This is a genomic window from Mycobacteroides salmoniphilum, assembly GCF_004924335.1.
GTDB lineage: Bacteria > Actinomycetota > Actinomycetes > Mycobacteriales > Mycobacteriaceae > Mycobacterium > Mycobacterium salmoniphilum.
Genome location: NZ_CP024633.1, coordinates 1069368 through 1090852 on the forward strand (window position 1 = coordinate 1069368; position 21485 = coordinate 1090852).

The 21485-nt window shown below is 64.0% G+C and carries 23 protein-coding genes; 13 read left to right on the plus strand and 10 right to left on the minus strand.

Annotation, left to right across the window (positions count from 1 at the left end; genetic code table 11):
• Positions 1-32: 32 nt before the first annotated feature.
• The 4 genes from mca to DSM43276_RS05355 are packed head-to-tail and all read left to right on the plus strand — an operon-like array spanning position 33 to position 3541.
• Complete coding sequence (gene mca / locus DSM43276_RS05340) at positions 33-902, plus strand: mycothiol conjugate amidase Mca (RefSeq protein WP_078329414.1); 870 nt, start codon at positions 33-35, stop codon at positions 900-902.
• Entirely contained in the window at positions 899-1189 is a 291-nt protein-coding gene (locus DSM43276_RS05345) for a hypothetical protein (RefSeq protein WP_078329415.1), read from the plus strand. Before mca ends, DSM43276_RS05345 begins: the two co-directional genes overlap by 4 nt.
• Positions 1179-3155 (plus strand): thioredoxin domain-containing protein, encoded by a 1977-nt coding sequence (locus tag DSM43276_RS05350; RefSeq protein WP_078329416.1) that lies wholly within the window; start codon positions 1179-1181, stop codon positions 3153-3155. Before DSM43276_RS05345 ends, DSM43276_RS05350 begins: the two co-directional genes overlap by 11 nt.
• A gap of 11 nt (positions 3156-3166) precedes the next feature.
• Entirely contained in the window at positions 3167-3541 is a 375-nt protein-coding gene (locus tag DSM43276_RS05355; RefSeq protein WP_078329417.1) for a nuclear transport factor 2 family protein, read from the plus strand.
• A 24-nt stretch (positions 3542-3565) separates the two neighbouring features.
• On the opposite strand, the gene trhA is transcribed toward DSM43276_RS05355, so the two are convergent.
• Complete coding sequence (gene trhA, locus DSM43276_RS05360; protein WP_078329418.1) at positions 3566-4318, minus strand: PAQR family membrane homeostasis protein TrhA; 753 nt, start codon at positions 4316-4318, stop codon at positions 3566-3568.
• Between the two features lie 100 nt (positions 4319-4418).
• Between trhA and DSM43276_RS05365 the strand changes: the two genes are divergently transcribed.
• Positions 4419-5201, plus strand: coding sequence for a (2Z,6E)-farnesyl diphosphate synthase (locus tag DSM43276_RS05365; protein WP_078329419.1), 783 nt, complete (start codon positions 4419-4421; stop codon positions 5199-5201).
• Here DSM43276_RS05365 and DSM43276_RS05370 read toward each other — a convergent pair whose 3' ends face one another.
• From DSM43276_RS05370 to DSM43276_RS05405, 8 genes are read right to left on the minus strand one after another with little or no spacing between them, the layout of a single operon-like run.
• A complete protein-coding gene (locus DSM43276_RS05370; RefSeq protein WP_078329420.1) occupies positions 5202-6056 on the minus strand; it encodes an SDR family NAD(P)-dependent oxidoreductase in 855 nt (284 codons plus the stop codon). It abuts the gene before it with no gap.
• Complete coding sequence (locus DSM43276_RS05375) at positions 6056-7303, minus strand: cytochrome P450 (protein WP_078329498.1); 1248 nt, start codon at positions 7301-7303, stop codon at positions 6056-6058. The genes DSM43276_RS05370 and DSM43276_RS05375 overlap by 1 nt, the downstream gene beginning before the upstream one ends.
• A 5-nt stretch (positions 7304-7308) precedes the next feature.
• Positions 7309-7854: a Cif family virulence factor gene (locus DSM43276_RS05380; protein WP_078329499.1), complete on the minus strand. Its 546-nt coding sequence runs from the start codon at positions 7852-7854 to the stop codon at positions 7309-7311.
• 11 nt (positions 7855-7865) lie between these two features.
• Complete coding sequence (locus DSM43276_RS05385; protein ID WP_078325128.1) at positions 7866-8069, minus strand: ferredoxin; 204 nt, start codon at positions 8067-8069, stop codon at positions 7866-7868.
• Positions 8069-9418: a cytochrome P450 gene (locus tag DSM43276_RS05390; RefSeq protein WP_078329421.1), complete on the minus strand. Its 1350-nt coding sequence runs from the start codon at positions 9416-9418 to the stop codon at positions 8069-8071. The genes DSM43276_RS05385 and DSM43276_RS05390 overlap by 1 nt, the downstream gene beginning before the upstream one ends.
• Positions 9415-10242, minus strand: coding sequence for an SDR family oxidoreductase (locus tag DSM43276_RS05395; RefSeq protein ID WP_078329422.1), 828 nt, complete (start codon positions 10240-10242; stop codon positions 9415-9417). The genes DSM43276_RS05390 and DSM43276_RS05395 overlap by 4 nt, the downstream gene beginning before the upstream one ends.
• Positions 10242-11447: a cytochrome P450 gene (locus DSM43276_RS05400; protein ID WP_078329423.1), complete on the minus strand. Its 1206-nt coding sequence runs from the start codon at positions 11445-11447 to the stop codon at positions 10242-10244. The genes DSM43276_RS05395 and DSM43276_RS05400 overlap by 1 nt, the downstream gene beginning before the upstream one ends.
• Positions 11444-12031 carry a TetR/AcrR family transcriptional regulator gene (locus tag DSM43276_RS05405; RefSeq protein WP_078329424.1) on the minus strand — a complete coding sequence of 196 codons (588 nt, stop codon included), beginning with the start codon at positions 12029-12031 and terminating at the stop codon, positions 11444-11446. The genes DSM43276_RS05400 and DSM43276_RS05405 overlap by 4 nt, the downstream gene beginning before the upstream one ends.
• 171 nt (positions 12032-12202) lie before the next feature.
• Here DSM43276_RS05405 and DSM43276_RS05410 point away from each other — a divergent pair, with 171 nt between their 5' ends.
• The 8 genes from DSM43276_RS05410 to DSM43276_RS05445 are packed head-to-tail and all read left to right on the plus strand — an operon-like array spanning position 12203 to position 20520.
• Entirely contained in the window at positions 12203-13672 is a 1470-nt protein-coding gene (locus DSM43276_RS05410; protein WP_078329425.1) for an aldehyde dehydrogenase, read from the plus strand.
• Between the two features lie 13 nt (positions 13673-13685).
• A complete protein-coding gene (locus tag DSM43276_RS05415) occupies positions 13686-14447 on the plus strand; it encodes an SDR family oxidoreductase (RefSeq protein ID WP_078329426.1) in 762 nt (253 codons plus the stop codon).
• Positions 14444-15316 carry an NAD(P)-dependent oxidoreductase gene (locus DSM43276_RS05420; protein ID WP_078329427.1) on the plus strand — a complete coding sequence of 291 codons (873 nt, stop codon included), beginning with the start codon at positions 14444-14446 and terminating at the stop codon, positions 15314-15316. Before DSM43276_RS05415 ends, DSM43276_RS05420 begins: the two co-directional genes overlap by 4 nt.
• Positions 15316-15699 carry a carboxymuconolactone decarboxylase family protein gene (locus DSM43276_RS05425; RefSeq protein ID WP_078329428.1) on the plus strand — a complete coding sequence of 128 codons (384 nt, stop codon included), beginning with the start codon at positions 15316-15318 and terminating at the stop codon, positions 15697-15699. Before DSM43276_RS05420 ends, DSM43276_RS05425 begins: the two co-directional genes overlap by 1 nt.
• Positions 15692-16915, plus strand: coding sequence for a hypothetical protein (locus tag DSM43276_RS05430; protein ID WP_078329429.1), 1224 nt, complete (start codon positions 15692-15694; stop codon positions 16913-16915). The genes DSM43276_RS05425 and DSM43276_RS05430 overlap by 8 nt, the downstream gene beginning before the upstream one ends.
• A gap of 7 nt (positions 16916-16922) precedes the next feature.
• Positions 16923-18455 carry a carboxylesterase/lipase family protein gene (locus DSM43276_RS05435; RefSeq protein ID WP_078329500.1) on the plus strand — a complete coding sequence of 511 codons (1533 nt, stop codon included), beginning with the start codon at positions 16923-16925 and terminating at the stop codon, positions 18453-18455.
• Between the two features lie 46 nt (positions 18456-18501).
• Positions 18502-19089 (plus strand): DUF5701 family protein, encoded by a 588-nt coding sequence (locus DSM43276_RS05440; protein WP_078329430.1) that lies wholly within the window; start codon positions 18502-18504, stop codon positions 19087-19089.
• A 33-nt stretch (positions 19090-19122) separates the two neighbouring features.
• Positions 19123-20520, plus strand: coding sequence for a hypothetical protein (locus DSM43276_RS05445; RefSeq protein WP_078329431.1), 1398 nt, complete (start codon positions 19123-19125; stop codon positions 20518-20520).
• Here the strand turns inward: DSM43276_RS05445 and DSM43276_RS05450 are convergent.
• Complete coding sequence (locus tag DSM43276_RS05450; RefSeq protein ID WP_078329501.1) at positions 20503-21414, minus strand: oxygenase MpaB family protein; 912 nt, start codon at positions 21412-21414, stop codon at positions 20503-20505. The genes DSM43276_RS05445 and DSM43276_RS05450 overlap by 18 nt on opposite strands.
• Positions 21415-21485: the final 71 nt, after the last annotated feature.

Sequence of the window (21485 nt, forward strand, 5' to 3'; positions counted from 1 at the left end):
GTGACGGCTGACAGAAAGAGGCGGGCGCGCGGGTGACCGGATGGCGATTGATGGCGGTGCACGCCCACCCCGATGACGAGGCCAGCAAGGGTGCCGCGACCACGGCGCGGTACGCCGCCGAGGGCAACGATGTCATCGTGGTGACTCTGACGGGCGGGGAGCGCGGTGACATCCTCAATCCGGCCATGGACCGCCCCGAGGTCGCCGCGAATATCGGAACCATCCGTCGCGAGGAGATGGCGAAGGCCGCGGCCGAGTTGGGTGTGCGACACCGCTGGCTCGGCTATGTGGATTCGGGGCTCCCGCAGGGCGACCCGCTACCGCCGCTGCCGAGCGATTCGTTTGCGCTGGTGCCCATCGAAGAGCCGATCGCCAAGTTGGTCGCGGTGATCCGGGAATTCCGGCCGCATGTCATGACGACCTACGACGAGAACGGTGGCTATCCGCATCCGGATCACATTCGGTGCCACGAGGTATCGATGGCTGCTTTCGAGGCCGCGGCGGACCCGGAGCAGTTTCCGGAGGCGGGTGAGCCCTGGACCGTCAGCAAGATCTACTACAACCATGGATTCATGCGCGCGCGTATGCAGTTGCTCAACGATGAGTGCAAGAACCATGGATACAAGGGACCGTTCGATGAATGGCTTGAGCGCTGGCCCGCCGATGACGACACCTTTGATCGCCGGGTGACCACCCGCGTGGCCTGCGCCGACTTTTTCGATGCCAGGGATGCCGCGCTGCGTGCACATGCGTCTCAAATCCCGCCGGACAGTAGTTTTTTCGCAGTGCCGCGCGAGTTCGAGCGACGGCTGTGGCCCACTGAGGACTTCGAGCTCGCGAAGTCACGCGTGCCGACGAGCACCCCCGAGGACGACTTGTTCGCAGGAGTTGAAGCCAAATGATGTTGATGGACGCCGTACTGGTACTCGCCGACGAGAAGAGCCCGACCAATGTCGGACCCGATTTCGGTAAGGCCGGTCCGTTCGGTTTGACGGTGGTGGTGCTACTGCTGGTGGGCACCTTCTTCCTGGTTCGGTCGATGAACGCGCATCTGCGTAAGTTGCCGGAGACATTCGACCCCGAACATCCCGAGCCCGATCAGGCCATCGACGATGGCACGGTCGGAACCTCCGCCGTGGAACCCGAAACGCCTTCGGGTTCCTCCGATCAGCGGGGCGATGACCGTTAACCGGCTGGGCGAGGCGACCAGCCCATACCTGCGCCAGCACGTCGACAATCCGGTGCACTGGCAGCAATGGACGCCAGAGGCGTTGCAGGAAGCGCAGTCTCGCGATGTGCCCATCCTGCTGTCGATCGGGTATGCGGCCTGTCATTGGTGCCATGTGATGGCCCATGAGTCTTTCGAGGATGACGAGGTTGCCGCCGTCATGAACGCGGGGTTCGTCAACATCAAGGTCGACCGCGAGGAGCGCCCGGACCTGGACGCCGTCTATATGAATGCCACCGTCGCGATGAACGGGCAGGGCGGCTGGCCCATGACGTGCTTTCTCACCCCGGATGGGCGGCCCTTCTACACCGGGACCTACTACCCGAAACAGGGTTTTCTGCAGTTACTTTCGGCGGTTCGTGAAACCTGGGATCAGCGCCGAGACGAGGTAGAAGAGGCCGCGTCGAGCATCACCGGCCAGCTGCAGGCGATGTCCGGCCGCCTACCCGCCGGGCCCGGGGTGGATATCGCGCTATGCGATACCGCGATCGCCGCGATTCTGCCCGCGGAGGACATGCGCTTCGGGGGATTCGGTGGGGCGCCCAAGTTTCCGCCCTCGTCTCTCCTGGAGGCACTGCTGCGCGGATACGAACGCACCGGAGACGCCGCCGTGCTCGGGGCGATATCCCGGACCGCGACGGCGATGGCGCGCGGCGGTATCTACGACCAGTTGGCCGGAGGCTTCGCGCGGTACAGCGTGGATGTGGCCTGGGTAGTGCCGCACTTCGAGAAGATGCTCTACGACAACGCACTCCTGTTGCGTGCTTACGCGCATTGGGCCCGCCGCACCGGCGACGCACTGGCACGGCGAATCGCCTCCGAGACGGCCGATTTCCTGCTGCACGAGCTGCGGGTGGGTGACCTGTTCGTCTCGTCGCTGGATGCCGATGCCGACGGCTCGGAAGGCTCCACATATGTGTGGACGCCCGAGCAGCTCGCCGAGATCCTGGGGCCCCAAGATGGTGACTGGGCCGCAACGCTTTTCGAGGTGACGTCGACGGGAACTTTCGAACACGGGAGCTCGGTGCTGCAGCTGTTGCGCGACCCCGAAGACGTGGACCGGTGGCGTCGGGTGCGCGAAACGCTACTGGCGGCGCGGCAGCATCGGGTGCAGCCCGGCCGCGACGACAAGGCAGTCACCGCCTGGAACGGGTTGACCATCACCGCGCTCGTCGAAGCCTCGATCACCCTGGACCGCAATGATCTGTTGGATGCGGCGGCCGGCTGCGCCGCCGCGCTGCTGGATTTACATCTGCGCGACGGCAGGCTGCGGCGCGCAAGTCTGGGCGGGCAGGTGTCCGAAGGGGACGGTGTGCTTGAGGACTACGGCACGTTCGCGACGGGCCTGTTATCCCTGTACCAGGTGACGGGTGAGTGGCGCTGGCGCGAGGCCGCCGCGCAGCTGCTCGATACCGCACTGGATCACTTCACCGATCCGGAATCGCCGGGCGCGTGGTTCGACGTCGCCGACGATGCCGAGCAGCTGGTACTCAGGCCGAGTGATCCGCTGGATGGCGCGACCCCGTCGGGGGCGTCAGCGGTGACCGAGGCGCTGCTTATCGGCGGGTATCTGCTGGAGGACTCTCGCTATCGGGAGGCCGCGCACGCCTCGCTGTCGGCGGCGTCCATGGCGCTGGCGCGCGCACCACGATCGGCCGGCCATTGGTTGGCGGTGGCCGAGGCCGCGGTGCGGGGCCCGATTCAGATCGCGGTGGCGTGCGTCGCCGCGACCTCGCCACTGTTGCGAAGAGCCCGACTGTCGGCACCCGGGGGCGCGATTGTGGTTGGTGGGGTTAAGGATTCGAGCGAGTTATTGCGCGACAGGGGGCAGGTGGGCGACGTCGATGCCGCCTACGTGTGCCGGGGAACCGTCTGCGATCTCCCGGTGACCGGGACCGAACAATTAGACGCGGCGTTGGGTAGGTAGCGTCCGGGAGCATGACCGTAACCCGCGAAGATGTTCTCGCCGTCGTCCAGAGCTACTGCGACCTGCTCACCACGGGCACCGCAGCACAGATTGCCGACCTGTACGCCGAGGACGCCACTGTCGAGGATCCGCTGGGCGCCGATGTCCTCACGGGCCGTGAGGCGATCCAGGGCTTCTACGCCACCATCGAGCCGCTGGACCGTCATGGCGAGCTGAAGTTGGTGCGGGCCACGAACAACGAGGCCGCGTTCCACTTCGAGCTGACCATCAAGCACGAGAACGGTGGCATGGTCATCGCGCCGATCGACGTGATGACCTTCGACGACAACGGCAAGATCAGCTCGATGCGGGCCTTCTGGACCCAGGACGACATCAAGCAGCTCTAGTCCCTTGTGCCTGCTGGTTCGCCGTCAGAAGACGGCGAACCAGACAGCGATGTAATGGCAGGTCGCGGCGATGACGGTCGCGGCATGGAAGAACTCGTGGTGACCGAAGTGCAGCGGCCACGGGTTGGGCCATTTCACGGCATACAGAATCGCGCCGACGCTGTAGAAGGCCCCGCCGACGATCAGCAGCACCAGTGCCGGCACCCCGGCGCCGTGTAGGAGCGTCGATGAGAAGCCGATCGCTACCCATCCCAGCATCAGGTACAGCGGCACCCCCACCCAGCGCGGAGCCGTCGGCCAACACATCTTGAGAATCACCCCGGCGACCGCGCCGCCCCACACGATGGCGAGCACCAGGTTGCCTTCTGCGGGCGGCATCGCCAGCATCGCGAACGGCGTATAGCTGCCCGCGATGAAGATGAAGATCATCGAATGATCCATCCGCTTCATCCAGGTGCGGGTGGTCTCGGATTTCCAGTTCACCCGGTGATAGGCGGCGCTGACTCCGAAGACGCCCAGCACCGTCAGGCTGTAGATGGCGGTGGCCAGGCCGGCTTGCGGTGAGCGCACTGACCAGGCGACCGACACGAGAACGATTCCCGCGACCACGGCGGTGACGCACGCGTAGAAATGGATCCAGCCACGCGCCTTGGGTTTGATCGGGAGAGTCTCGATACCGCCGACGAATGCGGCCATGGGCAGGGAATGCTCAGAACCTTGTGCGTCGGGTGCAAGCTGGGGGTCCGTCCCGCTTGCGGGGGCCTCATCGGTCTGCATGCGTCACAGTATCCCCTCTTGTCTGGGCGGTGATTGTGAACGTTCTGTGCAGATCGATATCTGCTGCTCCGGCGCGCGGTGGGCTCGCTAGGCTGGGTCCGTGGAGATCATCCCGCCGAGGCTGAAGGAACCGCTGTACAAGCTCTACGAAATGCGGCTCCGGCAGGAGTTGGCCAAGGCGTCGAAACCACGGCACATCGCGGTCCTGTGCGATGGAAACCGCCGCTGGGCCCGCTCGGCGGGGTACACCGACGTCAGCCATGGGTACCGGATGGGCGCCCGCAAGATCGGTGAGATGCTCGGCTGGTGTCAGGACGCCGGTGTCGAGATGGCCACCGTCTATCTGCTGTCGGCCGAGAATCTGACCCGCGACCCCGATCAGCTTGGCGAGCTGCTGGAGATCATCACCGACGTCGTCGAGGAGCTGTGTGCCCCGCAGAACAAGTGGAGTGTGCGCAGCGTCGGAGACCTCGACCTGCTGCCCGACGAGGTGGCTGAGCGCATGCGTCAAGCGGTGAAGTCCGCACCTGCGGATGCCGCTTTTCATGTGAACGTGGCGGTCGGATATGGCGGCCGGCAGGAGATCACCGATGCGGTGCGCACCCTGTTGAACAAGGAGCTGGCCAACGGGGCCACCGCCGAGCAGCTGGTGCAGGCGGTGACCGTCGAGGCCATCTCCGAGAACCTGTACACGTCGGGGCAGCCGGACCCGGACCTGGTGATCCGGACATCGGGGGAGCAGCGATTGTCGGGGTTCCTGCTCTGGCAGAGCGCGTATTCGGAGATGTGGTTCACCGACGCGTACTGGCCCGAGTTCCGGCGGGTGGACTTCCTGCGCGCGCTGCGCGATTACGCCGCGAGGAACCGGCGGTTCGGACAGTAGTTATCGACGGCCCATCAACTCATCGATCTCCTGGATCGACCAACGCGTGGATTCCGTGTGGTCTCGGTAGCCCAGCGGGGTGGGGACCTGTCTTCTGAACCGCCCGATGAATCCGCCTGCCGCGATGAATATTTGGCCCGTGATGCGTGCGGAGAGATCGCTGGCGAGATAGGCGTAGAGCGGTGCCACGCACTCGGCCGGCGCGGGTTCGAGCGACGCCTGCAGGGTCATCTCGTCGAGTAGTCCCCGTGCATACAGATTGTGCAGATGTGCGATGTACTCCGCGCCCTCGGAAAGCCTGGTGCGGGCACCCGGGCAGACGACGTTCGCGCGCACACCGCTTTGCTTCAACTCGGCGGCGATGGCCAAGGTCAGTCCGTTGACGGCTGCCTTGCCCGCTGGATAGCCGGTACCGCCGTAGATGCCGAGGGCGGCAGTCGATCCGGTGTTGATGATGGTTCCGTGTCGCTGGGCGGCCATGAGCGGTGCGACCACGCGGCTGGTGTGGAACACGGTGCCCAGATGCGCATCGATCAGCTCGTGAAAGTCATCGGGGGTGATGGTCAGAATGGAGGAGCCGGCGGGCTCCGGTATGCCCGCACAGTTGAGCAACGCGTCGATGCCGCCAAACTCACTGCGGCAGGTGTTGATCAGATCCGTGGCTGTCCGCTCGTTGTCGGGCGACCCGACAAACCCGACCGCCGTGTTGCCGCTGGATGTGATCGCGTCGACCGTCTCATCGACCGCGTCGGCATGCCGGCCGTTCACCACCACATGGGCGCCGAGCTCGCCGAGGAGCTGTGCTGCCGCTCGGCCGATTCCGCGGCTACCGCCGACGACAACGCAATTGGGCATCAGTGCGTGACGGGGCAGTAGTCCGTGTCGAATTTCTTGATGCCGTTGATCCAGCCCGAATGGAACCGGGGCGCGTCCCCGATCCGCGAGATGTCAGGCATGCGATCGGCGATCTTGTTGAAGATGATCTCCAGCTCTACCTTCGCGAGGTTGGCCCCCAGGCAGTAGTGGGCTCCCGTGCCACCGAAGCCCAGGTGCGGGTTGGGATCGCGGGTGATGTCGAAGGTATGCGGGTTCTCGAACACCTCCTCGTCGAAGTTGGCTGACGGGTAGAGCATGACCACTCGCTCACCGGCCTTGATGGGTGCACCACCGATCATGGTGTCCTGTAATGCGGTTCGTTGTTGTGAGATCAGCGGTGAGGTGTACCGGACTATCTCGTCGACGGCGGAGGCCGGCCTGTCCCTTTTGAACAGTTCCCATTGTTCGGGGTGTTCCAGGAAGGCCATCATGCCCATCGTGGTTGCGTTGCGGGTGGTTTCATTGCCCGCCACCGACAGCATCACGACGAAGAATCCAAACTGTTCCGGGGTGAGCCGTTCACCGTCTACCGTGCCGGTCAGCAGGCGAGAAACCACGTCATTGCCCGGACAGTCGCGGCGCTGCTCGGCGAGCTGATACGAATACCCGAGGATCTGGGCGGCGCCGACACGTGGGTCGACCTCAACATCGGCCTCGTCGTAACCCGTCATCTGGTTGCTCCACTCGAAGAGCTTGACGCGGTCCTCCTCGGGAACGCCGATCAATTCGGCGATGGCCTGCATCGGCAGCTCGCTGGCCACCTCGCGCACGAACTCACCGTGTCCACCATCGAGGGCTGCCCGGACAATCCGCTCCGCCCGCTCCTCCAGGGTGACGCGTAACGCCGCGATGGAGCGCGGGGTGAACATGCGAGACACCAGCCCGCGCAGCTGGGTGTGTTCGGGGGCGTCCTTGTTGATGAGGACGGACAGCGTGGCCTGGAACTCCTCCGGGCTGATGTGGTCCTCGAGGCGGGGGATGGCACCCTTGTGGCCCGACGAAAAGATGTCGGTGTGCAACGAAACCTCGCGTACATCCCGGTGTTTGGAAATCACCCAGTAGCCGTCATCGGCGAATCCGCCCACCGTGCGCGGCTGCGGGTTCCACCACACTGGAGCCTCGCGACGCAGCGTCGCGAACTCTTCGTGTGGCATCCGCTCCCCGTACAACCCGGGATCGGTGAAATCGAACCCTTCCGGAAGGCCAAGCTCCGCAGCGCTTTTCATGGCGGTCACCAGAGGGGTACCGGGGTCTTGCCAAGTGGGTAGTAGCCGGGCACCTTCTCGCCCGAGAGGCCGCGCTGGATGCGCTTCTGCATCCCCTCGCTGAGCTTGCCCGCCTTGATGAGGTCCATGTACAGGGCCGACACATGACCGAAGTCGAAGAAGTCGCGTTGCCAGTTCCATTGACCGTTACCGGCATACCGGAACCAACTGCCGCCGATACCGTAGATCTCGGACTCGGTTCCGTCGGACCCGGTCGCGATCTGCTTCCAGAACCCGATCACCTCGCCCTGCTTGTCGTCGACGATCACCTTCTGGTACGGATACGTCCAGCCCTCGAGGCCCTCCATCTCCTGGCCGAGGGCGATATCCCGGACTTCGTCGATGCCGACGCACATCACGTCTTCCTTGGGGCCGATATTCCATCCATAGGTGGCATCGTCGGTGTAGAAGCGTGCCAACGGTTTCCAGTCGCCGGCCTTTTCGGCATCCAGGTTGGCCTGTAGCCAGTCCGCGACGACATCGTCGAGTTCTTGGCGAGGGAATTGGGGCACAGTCGGCACTCCTAATACTTTTCGGTGATGAACAGGGCTCGTGCAGGACATTCCTCGACGGCGCGCTCGACCTCGTCGCGAGCCTCGTCGGGGGGTTCGTGGTCGAGAATCTCGACGGTGCCTCGCTTGGGGACGCGGAAGTAGTCCGGGGCCTCCAACTCGCACATCGCGTGGCCTTGGCACAGGTCGCGGTCCACATCGACCCGGAATGGCATCAGGGCCTCCGGCGGTAACGAACCTTGGCCGGCTGTGCCAGTTGCACCACCATCTTGGAGTGGTCGTTGTGGTACGAGTCAGCCGGCTGTGCCATCTCGAACTCATACTCGCGCAATAGCACTGAGAAGATCGCCTTGATCTGCATGGTGGCGAAGGCCGCGCCCACGCAGCGGTGTCTACCCGCGCCAAAGGGTATCCATGTCCAGCGATTGACAATGTCTTCCTGCCGCGGCTTCTCGTAGCGGTCCGGTATGAAGCCGTCCGGGTTGGGGAAGTCCTCGGCGATCCGGTTCGACACGGCGGGGGAGGCTGCCACCATGTCGCCGTTGTGAATGGGAAATCCGCCCACCTCGAATTCGCCCTTGGCGACTCGCATCAGGACGATGAGTGGTGGGTGTAGTCGCAGCGTTTCCTTGAGCACATTCTCCAGCTTCGGGATCTGGCGCAGCGCATGGAAACTCACCTCGCTCCCGTCCGCGTATAGCTCGTTCAGCTCATCGATGACCTGCGTCTGGACGTCGGGGTGGCGCAGCAGCTCGATGAGCACCCATGAGGCGGTGCCCGAGCTGGTGTGGTGCCCGGCGAACATCATCGAGATGAACATGCCGGTGATCTCGTCGGCGGTGAAGCGGGGATTGCCGCCTTCGTCCTTGATCGTGATCAGCACATCGAGCATGTCGCGCCGACTCTTGTCCGTCGGCGGGTTGGCGATCCGGTTGTTCATGATCTCTTGAACGAGCGCCACCAAACCCTGTCGCGCCGCATCGCGTTGACGGAAGCTCTCGATCTCCAGGTACGGGTCCACGTAGCACAGCGGATCGGTGCCCTGCTCGAGCTGGTGGTACAGGTGGGCGAACCTGCCGTCGAGCTCGTCACGGAACTTCTTGCCAATCAGGCAGGCCGAGGAGGTGTAGATCGTCAGCTCGGCGAAAAAGTCGAGAAGGTCAATCTCACCGCTGTCGCCCCAGCGCGAGATCATCTGCCGGACTTCATTTTCGATGGTTGTCGCGTGCCCCTTCATCTGTTCGCCGCGCAGCGCCGCGTTGTGCAGCATCTCCTTGCGCCGTTCGGGGTCGGCGTCGAAGACGACACCCTTGCCGAAGATCGGGGTCATGAAGGGGTAGGCCTCGGCCTGGTCCAGATCTTCGTCACTGGACCGGAAGAAGAACTCATTGGCTTCAGCGCCGGAGAGAAATACCACCTGCTTGTCGGCGAGTTGGAAGGTGCCGACGTTTCCGCACTCGTCCCGGATGCGTTTCATCAGCGCAATGGGATCGGTGCGGAATTCCTCCAGATGACCGTACTGATCCTCTCCGCCGGAGACCCGCGGAACGGTTGGGGTAGTCATGACGGCATGCCCTCCTCGCCGAGTTCAAGCTTCTGTTTATCGGCCGGGGCGTCCGTCAACGGCGCCTCCGGCTGTACTTCCATCTCCGCGATATGGGCGCCCCTGGGGGTTTCGGCGACAAAGGTGACCGCGCGCGCGATATCGGAGGGACGCAGAAAGTAGGAGTGACGCGCCTGTCCCCAGGTTTTCCAGTCCTCGAGCATGGGGCCGACTTGTTCAGCGGAAAGCTGCCAGCCCATCGAGGTCAATGTCGGGCCGGGGTGCACGATCGAGGCCCGAACACCGGTGCCTTCCAGCTCCATGCGCATGGTGTTCACCATGGCGAGCAAGGCGGCCTTCGCCGCCCCATAGGCGCCCATGTGCGGACGCTGGTGCAACGCGACATCGGACCCGATGAACACCACATCGCCGCGCTGTCGCGCGACCATATCGGGCACGATCGCCGTGGCGAGTCGATTGGCACCCAACAGGTGCACCTGAATCTGTGCGGCGAAGGTGTCTGCGCTCATTTCATGGACCCGGCCCGGGTACATGTCGCCGGCGCCGGACACTAGCAGATCTATCTCGCCCAGCGCGTCAATGCTCTCCGCGACAAACGATTTCACCGAGTCAGCATCGGTGACGTCGAGGGGAAAGGCCACGGCTTCGCCGCCGTCGGCCCGGATCTTCTCGACGAGTTCGGTCAGCTTGTCGACACGGCGGGCGCCGAGCGCAACCGGAAACCCCCGGCCGGCGAGTTCGATCGCCGTCGCCGCACCGATGCCCGAGGAGGCTCCGGCGATGATTGATGGGCGTCGATCCGGGTGGGGCTCAAAGCGCGGCATCAGTAGACCTCCACGGTGATGGGCAGATATGCGAAACCGCGGACGTTGCTGGAATGCACTCGTACGGAGGCACTTTCGTCGATTTCGTAATGTTTAATCCGGGTGAACAGCTCGGTCAGGGCGACCTTGGCCTCCATGCGTGCCAGGTGTGCGCCGAGGCAGAAGTGGGCACCGCTGCCGAAGCTCACGAGCTTGGCGCCGATCTCCCGTCCGATGCGATAGTCGTCGGCATCCTCGAACACCCGGTCGTCGCGGTTGGCCGAACCAGGAAGCAGCAGCAGGATGTCACCGGCGGGGATGGTCGTGTCGTACAACGTCATATCCTCGGCCACGGTGCGCGCGAGAATCTGGCTGGAGGTGTCATAGCGCAGCGATTCCTCAACCCACAGCGGTATCCGCTCGTGGTCTGCGTAGACGCCGGCGAGCTGATCGGGATTGCGGTGGCCCCAGTACACGGCGTTGGCCAGCAGCTTGGTGGTGGTCTCGTTACCCGCGATCACCATGAGGAACAGGAAGGCGATCACTTCCTCGTCGGTGAGGCGGTCGCCGTCGATTTCCGCCTGTAGCAGAGCGGACGTCAGATCGTTGGAGGGCTGACGTCTGCGCTCTTTGACCATGTCGATGTAGTAGGTCATCAGGTCGATCGAGGCCTGAATGGCCTTCTGTGGCACGTCGGCGACGCCATCCTCGCGATGCATGACGCCGTCGGCCAGTTCCCGGATGCGGATGCGGTCGGGCCCGGGCACGCCCATCAGCTCAGAGATGACGTCCATGGGCAGCTTGCCGGCGTAATCGGCGATGAAGTCGAAGCTCTTGTGCTGTAACGCCCTGTCCAAGTGCATGCGTGCCAGCGCGACGACCCGGCCCTCGAGTTCGCGGATTCGCCGGGGAGTAAACCCCTTGGACACCAGCGTGCGCAACCGAAGGTGCTCGGGGTCGTCCATCGCCAGAAACGACATCACCAGTTTGGCATGCGGCCCGAAGGAGGCCTTGTCCATCGAGACCCCGTTCGCATTGGACAGAGCCTCGCTGTTCCTGAAGCCCTGCAACACATCCTGGTGTCGCGACAGTGCCCAGAAGTTCAGCTCGTCGTTGCGATACAGCGGTGCCTCGTCACGCAATCGCCGGTAGTACGGGTACGGGTCTTCGTGGAAGTCGTAGTCGTACGGGTCGAACACCAATGAGGACATAGAGGCGGCTGTCATTCGTTCTTTCCCAGCATGAGATCCACCACGAAGGTGAGCTTGTCGGCGATCTCGTGATAGGTGAAGGTGCCGCTGCCCGCGTGCATGAGGGCGCCGAAGAAGGTCATCTCGAGGGCCGACACCACGCGTGGATCTGCATCGGGTCCCATCGCCGAACGGATCCTGCGGTGGATTTCCAGCCCGATCTTGTCGCGGACGGCGCGCACGGCCTCGTCGTTGTTGCTGAGCAGTGCCGTCGTGCATCCCGTGGCGATCTCGGGCTCGTCGGCAACCACCAACGCCAGGCTCCGCAGCGTCTTGGTGACCCGCGCGGACTGGCCGTCGTTGACATCGGTGAAGTACGGCGCCTGATGGATGAGGTCGAGGTAGATCTCGGCGACGAGATGACTCTTAGAGGAGAAGTACGTGTATGCGGTCGCGGGGGCGACCTTGGCGCGGGCCGCCACGCCGCGGATCGTCATATCCGCGTAGGTGGTCTCGCCGAGCATCTCCCGGCCCGCGGTGACGATCTTGCGAATCGTCTCTTCCTGCCGCCGGTTTCGGGGCGATTCACTTGTGAGGGTCACCACAGCTTCACTGGACACATGTCCAGATTAGCGCGCGCATCGAGACTGAGCAAGACGTCCTGTGAAAAATACTGTCCACCACTAATTTCTAAGCCTTCCCTGACTCCGGTCTTGCCATGGTGGGATTTGGATGGTTATGGTTCACAGGTAGGGAATGGACAAGTGTCCAGATTTGTGGGATGAGGTGACATGGCACTCCTGGCCGATGGTGACAGTGATCTGTTCATCGACGGAAAGTTGATTCCCGGAGGTGCCGGGCGGTTCCCGACGGTGAACCCGGCCACCGAGGAGGTGCTCGGTACCGCGGCCGATGCCGACATCGATGACATGAGCCATGCCATCGAGGCGGCGCGTCGGGCGTTCGACGACACCGATTGGTCACGGGATGTGGGTCTGCGCGTGCAGTGTCTCCGTCAGCTGCGCGATGGCATGAGGGCTCATGTCGAAGAATTGCGAGAACTGACCATCGCCGAGGTGGGGGCGCCCCGGATGCTGACCGCCGGTGCGCAGCTCGAGGGGCCGGTGGACGATCTGCGCTTCGCCGCCGATACCGCGGAATCCTTTGACTGGAACGCCGATCTCGGTGTCGCCGCGCCTATGGGTATCAAGACCAGGCGCACCCTCGCTCGTGAGGCCGTCGGCGTGGTCGGGGCGGTGACGCCGTGGAACTTTCCGCATCAGATCAACCTCGCCAAGGTCGGCCCGGCGCTGGCGGCTGGTAACACCCTGATACTCAAGCCGGCACCGGATACCCCATGGTGTGCAGCGGTACTGGGGCGAATCATCGCCGAACACACCGACTTTCCGCCGGGCGTCTTCAACATCGTCACCGCCAGTGATCACCGCATCGGTGCGCTGCTGTCGACGGATCCCCGGGTGGACATGGTGTCGTTCACCGGCTCCACGGCGACCGGGCGCGCGGTGATGACCGATGCGGCCGCCACCGTCAAGAAGGTGTTTCTGGAACTCGGCGGCAAGTCGGCATTCATTGTGCTTGACGACGCAGAGCTGAGCGGGGCGTGCTCCGTCGCCGGATTTACCGCGGCCATGCATGCCGGCCAGGGTTGCGCGATCACCACCCGGTTGGTGGTGCCGCGCGCACGCTATGACGAGGCGGTGCAGGCGGCGGCGGCGACCATGGGTTCCCTGAAACCGGGGGATCCCAACAAGCCGGGAACCGTATGTGGACCGGTTATCTCGGCGCGCCAGCGCGACAGGGTCCAGTCCTATTTGGATCTGGCTATCGCCGAGGGTGGTTCGTTCGCCTGTGGAGGCGGGCGACCCGAGGGCAAGGATCGAGGTTTCTATATCGAGCCCACCGTCGTCGCCGGGCTGACCAACGACGCACGGGTGGCACGCGAGGAGATCTTCGGTCCCGTACTCGTGGTGATCGCGCACGACGGCGACGACGACGCGGTGCGGATCGCCAACGATTCACCGTATGGACTGTCCGGGACGGTCTTCAGTGGGGACGACGAACGCGCGGCGCGGGTCGCGTCGCGGCTACGGGTCGGAACCGTGAATGTCAACGGCGGTGTCTGGTACTCCGCAGACGCCCCCTTCGGTGGGTACAAGCAATCGGGTATCGGCAGGGAAATGGGTGTAGCCGGTTTCGAGGAGTACCTGGAAACCAAAGTCATTGCAACGGCTGTGAAGTAGGAAGGATCGTAACGTGAGTTCGACTGGGCAGTTCGAGGGCAAGGTGGCCATCGTCACCGGCGCCGCGCAAGGCATCGGTGAGGCGTACGCGCATGCCCTGGCGCGCGAGGGCGCGGCGGTGGTGGTCGCCGATATCAACGCCGAGTTGGGCGAGAGCGTCGCCAAACAGATCGTGGCCGATGGTGGTAAGGCCCTCTTCGCGAACGTCGACGTCTCCGATCCCGATTCAGCAATAGCCATGGCGGACAAGGCTGTCTCCGAGTTCGGCGGTATCGACTTTCTGGTGAACAACGCGGCGATCTACGGCGGTATGAAGCTCGATCTACTGCTGTCGGTGCCGTGGGATTACTACAAGAAGTTCATGAGCGTGAACCAGGACGGGGCGCTGGTGTGTACCCGGGCCGTGTACAAGCACATCGCCAAGCGCGGAGGCGGTGCTATCGTCAACCAATCCTCTACGGCGGCATGGCTGTACTCGGGCTTCTACGGACTGGCGAAGGTGGGCATCAATGGCCTCACCCAGCAGCTGTCCCGCGAATTGGGCGGGCAGAAGATCCGCATCAACGCCATCGCGCCGGGGCCTACCGACACCGAGGCCACTCGCGGCACCGTGCCGGAGCAGTTCCGCAGCGAACTGGTCAAAAACATCCCGCTGAGCCGGATGGGCACCGTCGACGACATGGTGGGCATGTGCCTGTTCCTGCTGTCGGACAAGGCGTCCTGGATCACCGGTCAGGTGTTCAACGTCGATGGCGGACAGATCATCCGATCATGACGCAGTCTGCCCTCAAATTGGGGTACATCGGTCTGGGTAACATGGGTGCTCCCATGGCCCAGCGACTTGTCGACTGGCCCGGCGGGCTCACGGTTTTCGATCTGCGGGCCGAGGCTGTGGCAACGCTGGTCGAGGCGGGTGCGCGCGCGGCGGACGGCCTGGCCGATCTCGCGGATGCCGACCTGATCAGCGTCACGGTGCTGGACGACGCGCAGGTACGTGAGGTCATCGGGGAGCTGGCGCCGAAGGTAAAGCGCGGCACCATTATCGCGATCCACTCCACCATCAGCGACACCACGGCCGTCGAACTCGCACAACACTGGGCGCCCAAGGACATCCACGTCATCGATGCGCCGGTGAGCGGCGGCGCTCCGGGGGCACACAAGGGTGAGCTTGCCACCATGGTCGGCGCCGACGATGAGACATTCGCGCGGGTCAAGGAACCCTTGTCGAAGTGGGCGTCACTGGTGATTCATGCCGGCGCGCCGGGCGCGGGGACCCGAATGAAATTGGCGCGCAATCTCCTCCATTTTGTAGCCTTTACCGCGGCGGGGGAGGCGCAGCGACTGGCCGAAAGTTGCGGGCTGGACATCACCGATCTGGGCAAGGTGGTGCGCCACACCGATGCCATCACCGGCGGGCCGGGCGCCATCATGCTGCGAGACACCACCGCACCGGTGGCATCGGACAGCTTCTGGCATCCCATCTTCACGCATGTGCGCGGTCTCGGCGAAAAGGACCTGAGCCTGGCATTGGCACTGGGTGAAGAGCAGTCAGTCCAGCTGCCGCTGGCGACGTTGGCCCGTGAGCGTCTGGCCGCGAGTCTTGGTGTGCCCCATGCTGTGCCGTCTACGGAGGGAGAGATCTAATGGATGAGCTGCGCCGCAAGGGGCTGGACAAGATGAAAGAGGTCTACGGCTGGGACATGCCCGACCTGCCCGGCGACTATTTCAAGTACACCGCAGAGCATCTCTTCGGCACCATTTGGGATAGGCCCGAGCTGTCCATGCGTGATCGCCGGCTGCTGCTCCTCGGCGCGGTGAGTGCCCTGGGGCTCGACGAGATCCTGGAGATCCAGACGGGGGCCGCGCTCAAGAACGCTGAGCTCACCGATGCCGAGCTGCGGGAGGTCGCGCTGTTCATCACGCACTACGTCGGGTGGCCACTGGGCCAACGGGTCAACAAGCACGTCGAGATGGCCATAGCAAAAAACAATGAAGCCAAACGTGCGAAAGAGTCAAAGGGTGACTAGCCGATTCTCCGGGTTGTCCCAGGGCCAGTTGGCGGTCCTGGTTCCGGAGCTGCTGCTCATCGGTCAGCTTATTGACCGTTCCGGAATGGCTTACTGCATACAGCATTTCGGAAGAGAGGAGATGCTGCAGGTCGCCATCGAGGAATGGGCGTCATCCAGCCCGATCTACACCCGGCGCATGCAGAAGGCGCTGCGGTTCGAGGGCGACGATGTGATTACCATCTTCAAGGGTATGCAGCTCGACATCGGGGCCCCGCCACAGTTCATGGACTTCCGGTACACCGTGCATGACAAGTGGCACGGGGAGTTTCATCTTGACCACTGCGGCGCGCTGCTCGATGTGGAACCGCTCGGACCTGACTACGTGACGGGCATGTGTCACGACATCGAGGACCCCACATTCGATGCGACGGCATTCGCCACCAACCCGCATGCGCAGGTTCGGCCGATTCACCGGCCTCCGCGCACGCCTGCGGATCGGCATCCGCATTGCGCATGGACGGTGACCATCGACGAGTCCTATCCGGCGGTGTCCGGGATTCCCGCTCTGGACGTGGTCGGCGCGTCTGTGGCCGCCGGTTGGGAATTGGACGCTATCGATACCGCCGATGCGGGGGCCTCCGACTACGCCGGGCCCCTGCTGTCCGACCTGGATTTCGGTGCCTTCTCGCATTCGGCGCTGGTGCGGATAGCCGACGAGATCTGTCTGCAGATGCATCTCCTGTTTCTTGGGTTCTCGATCGCGGTAGGCAAGAGGGCTCCCGATGCCGAGTTGGCGCGCACCATTCGCACCCAACAGCTCATCGGTATTGCGGGTGTCGCCGCGGCGCGGATCAAGCAGGCGTTGCAGGTACCCGACGGGATCGACGGAGTGCTGCAGGTACTCCACGTGCACCCGCTGTTGAATCCCGTCGGATACGTGAACGCCGAAATCTCCGATGGCCGGCTCCAGGTGTGGGGGTCACCCGCTCACCAGGAGCAGGCCTGGATCTCGCTGTGTGGGCCCGCGGAAACACGGCCGTTGCAGGCGATCGCGACCGCGGTCGATCCGCATTTCGGTGTGGAGGTTTCGGGGAATGCCGAGGAATGGGTGGCGGTATTCACCGAGCATGAGGGTGAGGACAAGCAGCTGCCCGAGGTGATGATCGCCAATGTCAGCGGGGGATCGCGGTTCGTCTTCGAGCCGCGCAAGTCGCTGCCGCTGACGGTGGTCTGAGGTGCTGATGGCAAAGAGCTCGAAATATGTTGTGCGGGTTCCTGTTCAGGTGCAGACCGCGAACGGGGTCGTGGAGGGGTTTCGCGATAATGGTGTGCATCGCTTTCGTGCCATACCGTACGCCGAGCCTCCGGTGGGTGCTTTACGTCTGCGCAGCCCAGCGCCCGCGAAGCCCTGGGTAGGTGTGCTGCCGTGTGATTCTTGGAAATCGGCGTCACCGCAGAAACGTATCTACGTACCGCTCTCGATCAATAGGTTCCAGGCGGTCAGCGAGGACTGTCTGACGGTGAACGTGACTGTGCCGGAAGAGACCTCTACGGAGGCCCTGCCGGTGATGTTCTACATCCACGGCGGCGCCTATGTTTTGGGGAGTTCCGCACTGGCCTTGTACGACGGCGCCGACCTTGCGCGGCGCGGCTGTGTTTTCGTCTCCGTGAACTATCGGGTGGGGGCCTATGGCGCCATCGACCTGTCCTCCCTGTCGGATGACCGGCATACCATCGACAGCAATCTGTACCTGCGCGATTTGGTGCTGGCACTGCAGTGGGTGCGCGACAACATCGCGGCCTTCGGCGGAGACCCCAACAGTGTCACGATCTTTGGAGAAAGTGCCGGGGCGCATTGTGTCCAAATGCTGTTGACCGTTCCGGCGGCCGCCGGGTTGTTCCAGCGCGCGATCTGCCAGAGCACGGCCAGCGGAATGATCCACACCCGGGACGAAGCGGCGGCCAATGCGCGCCGGCTCGTCGAGTATCTCGGTATCGACGTCCGCGGCCCCGCTGGGGCGGTCATCAATGCCAGACCGCGCGATCTCGTGCGGGCGACACACCGGCTACTCACCGCGAAAACCAGGGAATCGGCCTTCTCGTTGGGCGTGGGCCCCAGCATCGACGGTGAGGTTGTGCCCGATGACCCGATCGCGATGATGGAACGCGGTGAGGCGCATCGGGTCCCGCTCATCATCGGATATAACGCGGAAGAGGTTCGGTTGTTCAACCGACTGCTGACCCGGGTGATGTCGTTGTCCCGGTTTGACGCCCGTGCTGTTGCGAGCACCCTCGGCGCGCTGAGCCCGGAGGCCGCGAAGCGGGTGATCGACTCCTATGAGGGCTACCCGTCCAAGGCTGCCCTGGTGCGTCTCATGGGTGATGCGATGTTCGGCTCGGAGGCCTGGCGGGTGGCGCAGGCGCACAGCCATCACTCATCGGTCTACTTCTACCGGTACGACTACGCGCCGCGACCGCTGCGACGGTTCGGGCCGGGGGCCGCGCATGCGACGGAACTGTTCGCGGTGTTCGGCCTCTTCAAGCGTTGGCCCGCGTTGGCAGGGAAGAGAGATATGCATGACGCGCTGGCGCTGACGGAGGATATCCAGAGCCGTTGGCTCGCCTTCTCGCGGACGGGTATCCCGGGCATCGAGTGGCCGGTCTACACGGAGCCGGAGCACGCCGTCATGGTGTTCGACCAGCATCGGCGTATCGAGCTGGACCCGCAGCGCGCGCAGCGGGAGTTGTGGCGCGATATAAGCCGAGCAGCCTGAGCGGTTCTTGCGGGAACTTGCCACCAGACTGCTGCGTTGACGGTCAATGCCAGCTGCTCAGGATGAATTCGACCGCCAGCTCGCCCATCTGACCGAACGTGGGTACCCGGTGAGCGACCGCGCCGCCGAGCTTCGTACTCGGGTCGCTGATCTTCCGCCGTCCACCGTCGATCCCGCCGATCATATTCCCTTCGTTCTCGCCGTCACCGGAACCAGCTATGAGCAGACGGCGCCGCTGATGAGCTTGAATGGGCGCAACGGGTTTCATGTCATGGATGACGGCGATACCGAGGTGTACCAGCCGATCGTGGAGATCCCGGATCAGGCCTATCTGCTCACCGATATCGACACCGGGAGCGAGTTCTGCAATGTGACACCGGAGCAGGCATTGGCGACAATCACCGCCCGCGGACGCAGTCCGCTGACTATTGACGAGGGCATCGCGCTGGTGCTCGCGCGACCGGACATGCTGCGCAAGAACAAATGTTTCTCACTGGCGGCCTCCCGCGGGAAGGGACAGCGGGTGCCTGCCATCTGGATCTCTGATCGCAAGCCCAAGCTCGGTTGGTGCTGGGACCGCAATCCGCACACTTGGCTGGGCACCGCCTCATGCGGTGGCCGGGTAGTCCCGTAGCTCCAAGGTCCGGCACCTGTCACACTGTTAGTGATGGTGGCGATGTCGGCACTGGTGTTCGGACTCAGCTGGTGGCTGGGTCTGTATCTGCTGGCGCGCAACCCGCGAAAGCCCGTCTTGGTCCTCGCCGCGATCGGGCTGATCGGCTACTCCCTCGTCGTGGCACTCGACGCTATCCGGGTCACCGCGGGTTCCGATGCCGAACTCCTGGGTCGCATCGAGGTCTTCACCGCGATCATCCCGAGCGTTGCCTGGCTGCTGGTGCTGCTTGAACTCACCAACACCGGCGACCGGTGGCGTGATCGCGCCGCGATGGCGATACCCGGCGCTGTCCTGGCCGTCGTGCTGCTCGTGGGGGCGTCGCTAGCGGGCACCATCGCGGGTCCCGCACAGCTCGGGCACTGGATCATGTTCTATGCCAATGGGACCGCCGCCATCGGGGCCGCCATTCGGTTGTTCCGCCGACGTGCCTCGATACCCGGTTCGGCACGGGGCGTTGTCCTGGTCGCCACCATGTTCTTCACCCTCGGCGACGCTCAGCTGATCATCCCGCTCGGTATCTTGCCGAGCTGGCTGGCGTTGGCGTCGACAGGTTTCGACCTGGTGCTACTTGGTCTGGGTGTTGCGCTCTGGGACGCCTTCGACGAGGGGCAGGCGCTGCGCGGCGACATGCTGCGCTCCTTTGTCGCCTCCATTCTCGTCGGAGCGTTGTTCGGCGCCCAGGCCATGGTCGGCATCGCTGTCGTCGGTCAATCGGTCGCTCTGGTGGTCCTGCTGTTCACCAGCGTGGGCCTGGCCATCTGTATCCAGGTGCAATCGGGCCCCTTCGCGGACTTCCTTGACCGCCTGGCCTTCTCGCGTTCCCCGCAGCTACGTCACGAGCGTTCCGAGCTGCGCAGCACCGAGGCGGCACTGCCGTTGAAATCGGCATCGCCCATCGAGGGCGTCGACGACGAGACGTTCACCCGGCTGACGCGCCGGGCCCTGAGCCACTACGGCGATCTCGCCAAACTCGTCGCCAGCCCGCTCACATCGCTGCCCGCCATCGATGAACGCCTCACCGATCGCGGCGCCTCTGATCAGCCTGTCGAACGAGCCAACGAACTCAGAGCGGTGCTCGCCGAATCCATCTCACGGCTCAAACCGCGGGATGACGGGGATTTTGGCACCACCGATCAATGGCGTTACTACAACGCCCTGTACTTCCCGTATGTCATGGGCGTGCGAGCGTACGCACAAGGCGCGACGGCCGCGGGATTGGACCCGGTAGCGCGTCAAGCGTGGCAGTGGCTGGTCACTGAGGTGCCGCAGCGTTCACTGCATAACTGGCAGAACGCCGCGGCCAAACTCATCGCCGCGGACCTGCGCGTGCAGACCGCCCCCGCGCCGAATGGTCTTCGCACGACTGGCTCATCACCAGTTCCGCGGTAGCCGTCCCCGTTCGCGCCGCCATCCGGCATGGCTGCCCGGATGCCATCTCCACGATGTCGGGATGAAGGGCCACGCCAGTGGCACGGCCCGCAGTAGCGCGCGGTAGGCCGTCTCGTCCGCCAGGTTCCAGCGGATCCCAAAACGTTTGCGTACCTGGGGCGGCAAGCCACCGTAGATCGTCAGCCGGAGCGGAGGTGCCAACGCCATACGCATCGGCGCCGTGGGCAAGGCAAGTCTCGCGGCCGGCTTTAGATAAGGCGCCACCGGTAGATACGGAGACTTGCTCATATCGGGGACGGCACGTCCCTCGATGACCTTCATCAGATAGTCGGCCGCGGGGTTGGGTGCGAGCACCTCGTCGCAGTATCGGTCCCACTCCTGTTGGAATGCGGCTCTATTCGGTGGCAGCGGCTGCTCGCTCATCGCGTACCGGCGATACCATTCGACACCCTCCTGGTAGAGCTGCTCACGTTCGGCGTCGGTGAGCCGGTAGGACGAGTAGCGGTCCACCGTCTGTTCGACCATCACCTGAAACGTGGCGTGAGCCCACCAGAAGGTCGTCGGGTTCAGCGCGTGGTAGCGGACGCCGTCGGGCTGGGTTCCCTTGATATCGCGGTGAAAGTCCCGCACCTTCATGCCGGTGCCGGCCGCGGGATCGTCGTACACGGTGCCGAGGATCGGGGGCAGCGAGCGGAACACTCTGTCCACGGGATCTGCGAAGAAGTTCGAGTGCTCGATCAGTGCGTAGCCGATGGCGGGATCCATCGTTTGCAGGAGTCCGGCGGTGCCGCCGGTGAGCGCGATACGCATATCACCAGCCCAGCGCCATAACAGTGAACGACGGTCCAGCTGGGCACCGGGTGCGATAGAGATGACATCCGCTGTTGTCATCATCAGATGATGGCACAGCACGCGGCGAATTGGCAGGAATTGGCAGCGTCGAATGTCGAGATGGCAGTGCATCA